The sequence below is a fragment of the Spiroplasma endosymbiont of Poecilobothrus nobilitatus genome, from assembly GCF_964030655.1.
In the GTDB taxonomy this organism is placed as follows: Bacteria; Bacillota_I; Bacilli_A; order Mycoplasmatales; family Mycoplasmataceae; genus Spiroplasma.
The window spans coordinates 1,328,730-1,342,334 of record NZ_OZ034915.1; the positions used below are offsets into that span (position 1 = coordinate 1,328,730).

Genomic DNA, 13,605 nt, shown 5'->3' on the forward strand with positions numbered 1-13,605 from the left:
TGCAATTTTAAAAAAGAAGTAGGAAAAATAATGGAAAAAGAACAAACTATTTTAACTGAAAATAATATTAAATTATTATTAGGGCCGCATGATCTCCCAAAAATCTTTTTTCAATGATCAATTTTAGCATTACAGCATGTTTTTGCTATGTTTTGTTCAACGGTGTTAGTACCATTAATTATTAATCAAACAGCTAGAGTTGAAGTTATGAACATTGCAATGGCCTTGTTCTGTTCGGGGGTTGGAACATTAATTTATATTGCAATTACCGCTGCAAAAGTACCAATGTATTTGGGGAGTTCGTTTGCATATATGGGAGCAATGGGTGTGTGTTATCCTTTATATGGCAATGCAGTTTTTATTGCCGTAATGATGGTTGGTGTTATTTATATCACTTTTGGAGTATTAGCATATTTTATTGGTAATAAATTTTTAGAACGAATTTTACCAGCAGTAATTGTTGGACCATTAATTATTATTATTGGAATGTCTGTTGCCCCAAGTGCAATTAATAATGCTGGTTTTAATCCAACTGCTTGAAAGCAACCTTATTCACATTGGATTGGGATTGCTATTTTTGCCTTTTTAGTAACAGCAATTATCGCTTTAAAATGTAAAGGATTTGCTAAGGTAGTTCCAGTAATTATTGGTGTTGTCGCAGGATATTTATTATGTGTAATTCTTCATTTCGCAATTGGAACAGAATATCAAATTTTAGATACATCAAAAATTACTGGCCCAAGTCAATGACAATGATATCCATCGTTTAAAAAAAATTGAGATTTAAAAGCAAGTAATATTGGGCCAGCTATTTTAGCAATTAGTCCCTTGGCAATTATTGCCATTGCTGAACATATTGGTGATCATATTAGTATGGGTCAAATGACAGGAAAAAATTTTGTTAAAGACCCCGGAATGCATCGAACATTAATTGCTGATGGAGTTTCAATTATTTTTGATGGTTTAGTTGGTGGACCAGCAAATACAACATATAGTGAAAATGCTTCAGTAGTTTGGATGACACGAATTACTTCGGTATGAGTAACAGGATTGGCTGCTTTGTTTGCAATTGGATTATCATTTATTACTCCAGTGAATCAATTAGTACAAATGTCGCCAGCACCAGTAATGGGTGGGATTAGTATGATTATGTTTGGTTTAATTGCTACAAACGGAATTCGAGTGTTAATTAATAATCAAATTGATTATACAAATATGAAAAATGTTTTTGTAACAGCAATTATGTTAGTGTTAGGCTTAGGAGGGGCGATTTTTAATTTTAATTTAGGGACTGGTAATTTACAATTTACAGGTGTTGCACTAGAAGCATTTGCTGGAATTTTCTTAAATTTATTGTTACCAGATCATCAAAATAATGGTTTTCAATGATGAAAAAAATTAAAGTTATTTATTAAAACACAAAAAAACAAAAAAGAGAAAAAAAGAGAAAAAAATAAGTGCATATAATGAGAACAAAATAAGAATAGATCTTACTCTCATTTTTTCATTAGGAAACTTTATTTTGATGTTTTTATTAATTTTAGTTGCAAATAATAAACTTTTATAGAATAATTATTAATTATTAAAGAATAATTTGGTTTGTTAATTTTGTGATTTAAGGAAGTGATGAGTAGTGTTATTTTTAAAAAAATTAGAGGCATTTGGTTTTAAATCATTTGCCGATCCATTAACAGTCAATTTTGATCATGAAATGATAGGAATTGTAGGACCAAATGGGAGCGGAAAATCAAATATTAATGATGCAATTCGTTGATGTTTAGGTGAACAATCAATTAAATCACTTCGCGGGAATAATAGTGAAGATTTTATTTTTAATGGGTCAGAAACAAAACCAGCATTAAATATGGCAGAAGTTAAACTAATTTTTGATAATACAAACCGGATTTTTGCAATGGACTATGATGAAATTGAAATTATTCGTCGTGTTTTTCGAGGAACTGGTGAAAATGAATATTTTATTAATAAACAACGAGTTCGTTTAAAAGACATTCAGGATTTTGCAATGGATAGTGGTTTAACAAAGTCATCATTAGCAATTATTTCACAAGGAAATATTAATGCTTTTGCAGAAGCAAAACCATTAGAACGACGTGCTTTATTTGAAGAAGCTGCTGGGGTTGCAAAATATAAACGCCGTAAATTAGAAGTTTTAAAAAAATTGGATCGTTCAAATGAGAATTTAGCACGTTTAAAAGATATTTTAAATGAAATTGATCGTAAATTACCAAGTTTGAAACGGCAAAGTGAAAAAGCAATCAAATATACAACATTAAAAGATAAATTAAATCAAATTGAATTAGCTGTTTTAGTAAAAGATATTACTTTTTTTAATGACAAATTATTAGAATTACGTTCACAGCAGAAAAAAATTATTAGTACAAAACAAGATGCTGATCGAGAATTAAAAAATAAAGAAATTGAATATAATGAATTAAACAAAGAAAACTTTAATTTGGATAGTAAAATTAATGTTTTAACTAAAGAATTTCAAAGTTTAGTTTTAGAAATTAGTGATTTAAAAGTACACAAAATTGAATTAGATAATAAAGAATCAGCTTTAAAAATGTCTAATAATGATATTACTATTACTAATATGGTTAATGATTATAATGAACTAACTGTTAACTTACAAAATGAACGTGAAAAATTGGCAACATTAGAAACACAACAACAAGAATATCGTGCTCAACGTGAAGCTTTTAATACAAAGCAAGCTGGGTTAAATGAGCAATTAGGAGCAATTAATAAAACAATTATTCGTTTAGAAAGTGAATTAGAACGTGCACAACATAACTTTGAAAATCAGGATAATTTACATGAAGGTGTTAAAAATATTATTAATAATAAAAATGTTTTGCCTGGAATTATCGGATTAGTTCAAGATATTATTAATGTTGATGAAAAATATGAGCAAGCAATTGTGACTGCTTTAAGTGGGCGTTTACAAGATATTTTAGTTAAAAATGTTGATAGTGCAAAACGAGCAATTTCATATTTAAAAAAAAACCGTGCTGGGCGAGCAACATTTATTCCGTTAGATGTAATTTTGCCACGCTATCTTAACAGTGATGAAGAATTTGTAATTAAATCAGTACAAGGATATTTAGGATTAGGAAATAATTTAGTTAAAGTAAAAAAAGAATTTCGAATTGCAGTTGATTACTTACTAAGTCGTTATTTGATTTGTGCTGATTTTGATAGTGCACAAGAAATTGGAAAATTAACAGAATATCGTTATAACATTGTTACATTAGATGGAGAAATCGTTCGCCCGCAGGGAGCTGTTACAGGGGGTTCGCGGCGAACACGAATGGCCATTATTAATCCAGAAAAGGAATTAAGAGTTCTTAATGAAAAATTAGCAATGCAAACTGAAGAACATCATCATATCTTAAAACAATTAAATATGCTTCGACGACAATTAGATGAAATTAATGAAGTTATTGCTGAAAATCAAGCTTCAATTGGGGCAGGAAAACGACAAATTGAAATTATTATGTATGACCAAACAAAGTTGCAAAATGAATATCAGTTACTAACATCAAAAAATATTGATGAAACAAAAATAGTTGAAAATGAAGCAGTGCTTAATATTACGGATCAAATTAAACAAAAAGAACTTTTAAAAACAAAAATTGAACAACAATTAAATGTTGCCCGCAGTTTGAAAGATAAGCAGTCATTAGTAATCAATGAGCTTAATAATCAAATTGGAGAAAAACGATATTATATTTCAGCTTTGCAAGAACAAATTAGCAAAATGAATACTGATTTATCGATTATTAATGTTAAAATTCAGCAAAATATAACAAGACTAACAGAAGAATATCAAATGACATATGACCATGCTAAGACATTGGAATTAAAGGTAATTGATAATGAAGATTTAATTCGTGATGAAATTAAACAGTTACGAAGTGACGTATCTCAAATTGGAAATGTTAATTTAGAAGCAATTGAAGAATATAAAGAGGAAAATGCTCGTTTTCAATTTATGAATAATGAATATAACGATGCAAATGATTCGGTTAAAAACTTGTTAAAGTCAATTGATGAAATGGATAGTATTATGGAAGAACAATTTGATAAAACAATTAAAGAGGTGAATGAGAATTTGCCATCAACTTTTGAAGTATTATTTGGGGGTGGTTCAGCAAGAATTATTTATACTGAACCAGAAAATTTATTAGAAACAGGGGTTGATATTAAAGTATCACCACCAGGGAAAAATATTACTAATTTAAATTTATTATCTGGAGGAGAAAAATCATTGGTTGCTTTATCAGTTCTTTTTGCGATTTTAAAAGTCCGACCAATTCCATTAGTAATTTTAGATGAAGCAGAATCACCATTAGACCCAGCAAATGTTGAGCGATTTGCTAAGTATATTCGTAGTTTTGTTGAAACCACTCAATTTATTGTTGTTACCCATCGCGTTGGAACAATGGAACATTGTGATGTATTATATGGGGCAACAATGCAACAAAAAGGAGTTACAAAAATTGTTGGAATTAAATTACAACAAGCTGCTGAAATGATTAAAGAATTTGAGAATAAACTTGAAAATAAAAAAGCATAAATTATTTATGATTTTTTATTTTTTTGATACAATTAGTATAAATAAGTTTTAAAGAAATAAAACCATATAAAGGGGAGGAAACTTAACGAATGAAGCCAAACGAATCTACTAAGGCTGTTAAGGAAAAGAAAGACAAAAAACATTTTCTTAAGAATGTAGTAGGAGAGATTAGCCATCATAAAATGTTTACTTTAGTTGGTTCTGCTTTGGCATTAGTAATATCAATTATTATTTGAACAATTGCATCGGCGAGTAATGTAATTGTTGCTGGAGGGAGTACATCAGTTGCCCAAGTAATGGCAAATATTACAGAACAATATAAACGTGATAACAAAGAAGATATTTTATATAATTCATTAGGAAGTGCTGCTGCCTTAGTTGGTGTAAAAAATGGTAGTTATGCTTTTGGTTTTTTATCAAAAGATGTTAATTCAACACCTAAAACAGGAGATAATAGTTCTAATGCTCAGCAACTATGAGCAGATTATCATACTGGTCGTTTTGTTTTTGCTCGTGATTATATTATCTTGGTATATCATTTGCCAAATGGTTGTCAAATTAATCCACACCAAGATTGGTTACAATTTAAAAGTTTTTTTGGTGGAGAAGGAACTAAATTAATTCGTAAGATTTATACTAATCTAAATTTTACTTGACAACAAGCTTTTGGCTCGCAATTAGTTTGTAGTAGTGGTAGCAATAAATTTTATACTTTAACACGTGAGTCTGGAAGTGGGACAAGATATTTTTTTGAATCAGCAGTAATTAAAAGCGAAAAATATGAAACAAATCAAGTAGCTTCATCAAATGGTTCAATGTATCAATCAATTTCAACTACTCCTGGGTCAATTGGTTATATTTCTTTTTCATATATTAAAAGAATTATTAGCAATGAATATTTAGGGGCAAAAGCAATTGCTAGTGTTATTAGTGAAGGAAGTGCAGAACCAGAGTTACCATATAAAGTTATTGATAATAATTATGAATTTAATCCAGCTTATTCTTTAACAAGACCCTTTACTGGAATTATTAATTATCAAGGAAAACAATTTAATAATGCCTTACCTTTTATTGCGTGAATGTTAGATCCATTACCATATTCAAAAACAAAACCAAAAATACGAAATGGGAAAGATAATCCTTATTATGATCCAAATTTTAAGTTAAGTCCACATGATGCTGCATATTGATACATGGAAGAAGGCGAAGAGCCATTATCAATTGATTACTTTTTCTTCCGAAAGTATAATAATAATACAACTTTTGCAAAAAGTGGAAAGACAACTGAAAATGAAGAAGTAGCTTGAAATTTTAAATCAGATTATCAAAGTATTTGAGATATTATTGTGAAAAAATTTCCCGAAAAATATCAAGCATATTCTGAATATGAATATAACGGAATGGAGAATTAACTATGGCGAAGAAAGAAGTCACGAAAGAAAAACAACCGTTTTCCCAAAAAATGGCATTATGAAAAATTTGTTTTACAAATAATTTTCGTGGGCGAAAACAAATTATTGATTTTACTTCAAAAATTATTATTTATTGTTTTGCGATTTTAACAATTTTAATTTTATTAACTCTAGTTGGTTTTATTATTTATAAATCAATTTATTTTTTCCAGCATTATCCTGGTGGTTTTTGGGGCTTTTTATCGGGCAATACTTGAAATGCTAATAATAGTCAATTTGGTATTTGACGAATTATTATTGCAACATTTTTTGTCTTATTAATTGCTTTACTATTTGCAATTCCGTTAACTACTTTTTCATCATTATATATTTCAGAATATTTAAGTCCAAGGATTAAACGTAAAGTGATTGGTATTATCCAATTGCTAGCTGGAATTCCATCTGTTGTTTTTGGATTATTTGCTTTAGCAATTTTAGGACCGCTTTTCATGTTAATGGGCGCTCCTTCAACCTCAAACTTATTAGTAACATCAATTACTTTAGCTTTTATGGGTTTGCCAATTATGATTTCATTATCAATCAATGCTTTAGAAAATGTTCCTGATTCATATCGCTTTGGTTCATTAGCATTAGGATTAAGTAAAACCCATACAACTTATCGTATTGTTTTACGTTCAGCTTGATTTAAAATTATTACTGCTATTATGATGGGAGTTGCACGGATTATTGGAGAAACAATGGCGGTGATGATGATTGCTGGAAACGCACCAGATTGTTTAAAACTTGGGAATGGTTTTATTAATTTTATTTTTTCATCAATAGCAACTTTAGCATCAACAATTGGATTAGAAATGTTGGAAAATTCAGGGCCAATGCATGAATCGGCATTATATGCAATTGGACTAGTATTATTTATTATCGTCTGTATTATTAATATTTTTATTATTTCATCACAAGCATTTCATAAACGAAAACGAAACTATCATGCTCGTAAAACAACAAAAGGTTTACGATTAAGTAAATCATATAATGCTAATAAAATTAATAAATTATTTTATGAACATATTGAAAAAACAAGAGGTTTGAAAAAGTTTAAAGATGGAATTGGAATGTTCTTTTTAATCTCTTCAACTGTAATTGTTGTATCGTTTACATTAGTTATTTTAGCTACAATTATTTGAAAAGGATTATTTGGAATGGTATGAAGTGATCTAATTTCAACGTCAACCTTTGATGGCGGAGCAGGAATTCTTTCAACATTTTTAGTTACTCTGTTATTAGTCATTTGTTCAATAATTTTTGCGATACCATTATCATTAATGGTTGCCATTTATTTAAATGAATATTCCCGTCCAAATAGCATTTTTGCAAAAGTGGTGCGTTTTGCAATTGATGTTTTATTATCAACACCAAGTATTATTTATGGAACTTTTGGATTAGCTTTCTTTATTGGTGTTTGTCGTTTACCATTATCAATTTTAAGTTCTGGTTTAACATTAACAATTGTTATTTTACTAATTATGATTCGTAGTATTGAGGATGCTTTATCAGGTGTTGAAAACTCATTGCGACATGCATCATTAGCATTAGGAGCTAACAAAACATCAACAACACTGAAAGTTGTTTTACCAAATGCGATGCCAGGTATTATTACTGCAATTATTTTAGCAATTGGACGTGTTATTGGTGAATCAGCGCCAGTTTATTTAACATTAGGAACCGCGGTACGGTTACCAATTGCTGGATTTATGTCACCAGGGGCAAGTATGACAACGCAAATTCTAATGCTCTCAAAAGAAGGAGCAACATCAGGAGCAATGCGGATTATGTTTGAATTAGCTTTTGCGATTATGGTTTTAATTTGGTTATCGAATAGTTTGGCCCATATTTTAGGAAAGAAATTTGTACCAAATTATGTTAATATTGGATTTGGAGCGAAGTGAAAAAATCAAATTAATAACTTAAAATTTTTCTTTTCAAAAGAAAATTATCTTCATCAAAAACAAAGTTTTAATAATTTTTGAAAAAAATTTGTGCCAAAGAAAAAACAACGCCATGAAGAAAATAATATGAAGAAGAAGGAAGAAAAATAATGGATCCAAAAGTAATTATTAATAATCCAACATTTGATTCATCAGATAATAATCCAGATTTAATTAAAGTAAAAAATGTTGACTTTTTTTATAAAGGAAACAAACGGGCTCTTTTTAATATTTCAATGAAAATTAAAGAACATACTGTTACTGCTTTTATTGGTTCCTCAGGATCAGGAAAATCAACATTACTGCGTTTATTTAATCGAATGAATGATGTTGAGCCAAAGTCAGTTTTTAAAGGTGAAATTTTAATTAATGGGAAGGATATTTATAGTCCTGAAACAGATATTGTTAAATTACGAACAGACATTGGGATGGTATTTCAAAAACCTTCACCATTTCCAATGTCAATTTATGATAATGTTGCTTATGGACCACGGAATCAAGGGGTTCGTGATCGAAAATTAGTTAATAGTATTGTTGTTGAAAGTTTAAAACGAGCGGCATTATGAGATGAAGTAAAAGATAATTTACGAGATTCTGCTTTTGCATTATCAGGGGGACAACAACAACGTTTATGTATTGCTCGGGCAATTGCGATGAAACCTAAAATTTTATTAATGGATGAACCAACTAGTGCTTTAGATCCAATTTCAACATCAAAAATTGAGGAATTAATTACCCAACTAAAAAAAGATTTTACAATTGTTTTAGTAACCCACCATATGCAACAAGCCGCACGAGTTGCTGATTATACCGCTTTTTTTGCAAAAGGGAAATTAATTGAATATAATAAAACTAAGATTATTTTCTCTCGTCCTGCTAATAAAAAAACAGAAGATTATATTACTGGGCGTTTTGAATAACGAAAGGGGGGGACAAAATATGAGCATAAAAATTGAAAATGATTTAGCACAAACAAAACAAATGATTATTGATATGATTGCAATGACAAAAAATCAATATGATGATATGGTTAAATGTTTAGAAACAAATGATGTCGAGCTTGCTCAAAGTGTTATTTCCGCTGATGAAACAATTAATAAAATGCAAGAGGCTTTCATTGAAGTTTCGCTATGAAAAATTGCAAAACAACAAATGGTTGCAAAAGATTTACGACGAATAGTTGGCTTCATTTTGATTGTTAAGGAGGTTGAGCGTATTGCAGATTATGCAAAAAGTATTTGTCGTTATTATATCAAATATAAACCTTCAACAAAGTTAATTAATTTTTTAAAAAAATTAGTTGCAAAAGTCATTGAAATGTTAACAGAAGTATCAAATATTTTTGAGGAAGAACGAATCGAATCAGCATATAATATTTTAAAATATGATACTGAATTAGACAAGATTTATAAAGTTGAAAATGATGCTTTAATTGAAAAAATTCGTGAAGCAAAATCAAAAGAAGAAATTAAAGTTATTACTTTAACAATGCAACAATTACGTTCAATTGAACGTGCTGGAACACATATCATTAATATTGCTGAAACATTAATTTATATTATTGAAGGAAAAATTTATGATTTTGAATTGCCAATTTAATATGGTCTTCATGATGAAGATCATTTTAATGCAAAATTATCAATGAATTTTTACTACTTGTAGTTTTATATTTAATATGATTAAATTTATTGTTAAATACTTAAAAATAAAAGTATAATTTATAATGTATATGAAAAAATAAAGAAGGTGACAAAAAATATGAAAATTTGTAATAAATGCAAAAAAATGTTGAAAATGAAAAATTACACTTAATGGAATCGTTAATAGGAAATGAATAAATTAACAATCTTTGTAAAGATTGTTTTGATCGAAAAAGAAAATAATATTGAATTATAGTTGGTATTCAATTATTGTTTCAATAATAATAAGTACTAATTATTTTAAGTATATATAAAATTCTATCGATAAAATATCTCATTAAATAATATGAAGACAATAAAATAGATAAAATCAAGATATAAAAATTTACCATATGAGGTGAAAATTGTTGGTTGTAGCAAACAAGAATGTATTGTGGTTAAAACCAAAAACTTTGCTGCTTGTTAAAAAAAATAAAGGATAATTAAGATGTCATATTTAGATAATTTAAAATTATGAAAAGATGCTAAAAATTTAGATCCAACGTTAGCCGCTGAATTTCAACAAATGTCTGAAGCAGATTTAATTGCTGCTTTTTCAGATGATTTAGAATTTGGAACTGCTGGATTGCGAGGATTATTAGGCCCAGGAACCGGAAAAATTAATTTATATACAATTCGGAGAGCAACATTAGCTTTTATGCAATATTTAAAAACAATTTATTCTGCGACAGATTTAAAATCAAAAGGAATTGTAATTGGGCATGATAACCGTCATTTTTCAGCTGAATTTGCACAAGAAGTAGCAAATATTTTTGCTAGTAATAATATTAAAGCAATTTTATTTGCTAATAATGACCTTCGCCCAACGCCAATGGTTTCTTATACCATTCGGAAAATAAAAGCGGCAGCGGGTGTTATTATTACAGCAAGTCATAATTCGTGTGAATATAATGGTTATAAAATTTATGACCATAATGGTTCACAGTTTTTGCCAGTTGCAACTGATGTCATTGGTGAAAATTACTTAAAAATTAAAGAAGAAGTTTTTACTTTAACTTTAAATCCAGATTTAACTTTAATTACATATGTTGCAAAAGAAGTCGAGAATAATTATGTCAGCGATGTTAAAACAATGCAGTTTTATCCAAATCAAAAACGTAATATTAAAATTGTTTTTTCTAATTTGCATGGAACAAGTAAAGAATGAACTCCACGAATTTTAAAAGAGTGTGGCTATGATGTTACGATTGTAGAAGAACAATTTGATAATGATCCTAATTTTACTTTTGCCCCTAATCCGAATCCAGAATTAACAGAATGTTATGATTTAGCATTAAAATATGCGAAAAAAGTTAATGCTGACGTTATTATTTTAAATGACTCTGATGCTGATCGTTTAGGAATTGGTGTTAAAATCAAAGAACATGAGTATTATTTAATGACTGGAAATGAAACAGCTCCAGTATTAATTGAGTATTTATTTTCCCATTATCAACGTCAAAAAACATTACCTAAAAATGGGGTTATGTATAATACTTTTGTTACTGGGAATTTATCAGATAAAGTAGCTGAAAGTTATGGTGTTAAAGTTATTAAAACATTAACTGGTTTTAAATGAATTGGGGATCAAATGAGCAAAGCAGCAGATAAAGGGTTAGAATTTTTATTTGGATTTGAAGAAGCATATGGTTATGTTTTAAAAGACATAACTCGTGATAAAGATGGGATTCAATTATCATTAGTCTTAGCAGAAGCTTGTTGATATTATCATAATCAAGGAAAAACATTATATGATGTTTTAGTTGAACAATATAATAAATTTGATTATTTTTATTGTAAAACAGTTAATTTAGTTCGTGATGGAATTGATGGCAAAAAAATTATTAATAATATGTTAAAAAAATTACGACAAGAAACAATTACTAGTTTGGATACAATTAAATGTATTAAAAAAGAAGATTATTTGCATGGTTTATATGAAATGCCAGGACAAGACTTACTAAAGTTTTATTTTGCAGATGGTAGTTGGTTTGCAGTTCGTGCAAGTGGAACAGAACCAAAAATAAAATTCTATTTTGTTTGTGTTGATAAAACAAATGAAGAAGCAAAGATAAAAATGGAAGCAATGTACCAAGAATTAGAAACTAATTATTTAAAATAATAAAAGTTATGCTAATATATAGTTAGAAAATAGGGGGGGTTTGGGTATGACAAAAATTATTTTTGAAGCTGATGATAATCGCAAAGGAATTGTTGATAAAATTTTTGTTACAAATAAGCAAGTTGTCCAAAAGGGGGATAAACTTGCTAACATTATTACACAAAATAAAGTTTATGAAATCAAAGCGCCAATTACTGGTGAAGTGTTAAATCTTATTGTTTATGAAAATAAAGTTATTAATAGTGGTGATGTTTTATTAGATTTATTACCATTTGAGTCAACCATTAATGAACAAGATAATAATTTTGAGCAGCCCTATAATACTATTTCTTTTAATGGTTCTGGAAAATATAATGTACAAAATCGACCACCAATTGATGTTAAAAAATCAGAAACAGAAATTTTTCGAGAAGAGTTAATTGAAACATTATTAGCACGTGAAGTAGCTTGTGAAAATACACAAGATGATTTTGAAGATTCAATTGAAATTGATTTACCAGAAGAAAATATAGCACAAGATTCAACCCCATTTTTTAGCCAGAATAATGATTCAAAGACATTTCCGTTTAAAGATAAAGTTGAAAATGTTATTGAGAATATTCCTAGTGAAGAAAATATTGAAACGTTGCAAAAAGATTTGGGTGATTTAAAAGAAGATTTGGCAATTGTTAAAGATTATTTAGCAACAATGACAATTGAAGAAGAAGTTATTGAAGATCTTGAAAATTTAGAACGTGATTTATCATTTACAGCAGAAATGGCTGCGAGAAATCAAGTTGATGATAAAAAACTAGACCCCTTAAATCATCAACCCTTTGATGCAGAAGAATACAAACAAGAAAATTATACAAAAGAAGAATTAAAAAGTAATTTTGCTCAAAGTATAAATAATGTTGATGATTCAAAAATGGAACCTATTATAAATTTAGAAAAAGATAAATTAGTGGGGAATAAGTCGAAAGAACATCATGGTGAACATTCAAAGTCACATTCAACGGTTCATTCGTCTGTTTCGTCTCATCTTAAAAAGCATAAGCCAGAAAATGCAACATCAAGCGGACATTTCGCTTCCTCAGAACATAAAATAAAAGAAAATCCACAAACTTTGCAAGTTGACAAGGTGAAATTAAAACAAGAAGCAATTATTCGTGCAAAAGAAATTATGGAAAGTAAAAAAAATATTGTCCATGGTTTTATTGATGTTGAAGTTGATGTTAGCGAGTTAGTTAGTTTATTGTCAATTATGCATGAAGCATATTCACAAAATGATATTGAATTAACATTATTGCCTTTTTATGTTAAAGCAGTCTATGATGGATTAAAAAAATTCCCTGTTTTAAATGCATCCTTTATTAGTCAGAAAAATGAAATTTTATTAAAATGATTTTATAATATTGCTTTTAGTGTGGATAGTGATATTGCAGTAAAAATGCCTGTTTTATATAATTTAAAAAATGTTTCAATTAAAGAAATTGCTTCAAAGGTAACAAAATTAATAAGTAAAAGTATTAATAATGAATTAAAAGAAAAGGACTGTCAAGATGCCTCATTTTCAATTATAAATTATGGTGAATATGGAATAACACGGGGAACATTTACAATTCCAGATGATAATGTTGCCGGAATTGCAATGGGTATTATTTTTAAAAAACCTGTTGTGTTTGAAAAAAATGATATTGCAATTCGTGATATTATGGTAAATACATTGGGATATAATGAAGCTGTAATTGATATTACTGAAGCAAGTAAATTTATCCATTATGTTGCATATTTATTATCAAATCCAGGGCTTTTGTTATAAGATAAAAAG

At 28.5% G+C, this 13,605-nt stretch carries 8 protein-coding genes; all 8 read left to right on the plus strand.

Features of this window, described 5'->3' with window-relative positions; genetic code table 4:
* Positions 1–30 precede the first annotated feature (30 nt).
* Entirely contained in the window at positions 31–1,467 is a 1,437-nt protein-coding gene (locus AAHM76_RS07680) for a uracil-xanthine permease family protein (protein ID WP_342256033.1), read from the plus strand.
* A gap of 166 nt (positions 1,468–1,633) precedes the next feature.
* Complete coding sequence (locus AAHM76_RS07685) at positions 1,634–4,600, plus strand: chromosome segregation protein SMC (protein WP_342256034.1); 2,967 nt, start codon at positions 1,634–1,636, stop codon at positions 4,598–4,600.
* Positions 4,601–4,689: 89 nt separating this feature from the next.
* Positions 4,690–6,012 carry a phosphate ABC transporter substrate-binding protein gene (gene ptsS / locus AAHM76_RS07690; RefSeq protein ID WP_342256035.1) on the plus strand — a complete coding sequence of 441 codons (1,323 nt, stop codon included), beginning with the start codon at positions 4,690–4,692 and terminating at the stop codon, positions 6,010–6,012.
* A gap of 2 nt (positions 6,013–6,014) precedes the next feature.
* Entirely contained in the window at positions 6,015–8,105 is a 2,091-nt protein-coding gene (pstA, locus tag AAHM76_RS07695) for a phosphate ABC transporter permease PstA (protein WP_342256036.1), read from the plus strand.
* Entirely contained in the window at positions 8,105–8,914 is an 810-nt protein-coding gene (gene pstB / locus AAHM76_RS07700) for a phosphate ABC transporter ATP-binding protein PstB (protein WP_342256037.1), read from the plus strand. The genes pstA and pstB overlap by 1 nt, the downstream gene beginning before the upstream one ends.
* A gap of 19 nt (positions 8,915–8,933) precedes the next feature.
* Positions 8,934–9,593, plus strand: a complete 660-nt coding sequence (gene phoU, locus AAHM76_RS07705) for a phosphate signaling complex protein PhoU (protein ID WP_053390556.1) — start codon at positions 8,934–8,936, stop codon at positions 9,591–9,593.
* A gap of 528 nt (positions 9,594–10,121) precedes the next feature.
* Positions 10,122–11,795, plus strand: coding sequence for a phospho-sugar mutase (locus AAHM76_RS07710; RefSeq protein ID WP_342256038.1), 1,674 nt, complete (start codon positions 10,122–10,124; stop codon positions 11,793–11,795).
* 46 nt (positions 11,796–11,841) lie between these two features.
* Positions 11,842–13,596 (plus strand): 2-oxo acid dehydrogenase subunit E2, encoded by a 1,755-nt coding sequence (locus AAHM76_RS07715; protein WP_342256039.1) that lies wholly within the window; start codon positions 11,842–11,844, stop codon positions 13,594–13,596.
* The last annotated feature ends 9 nt before the right edge of the window (positions 13,597–13,605 follow it).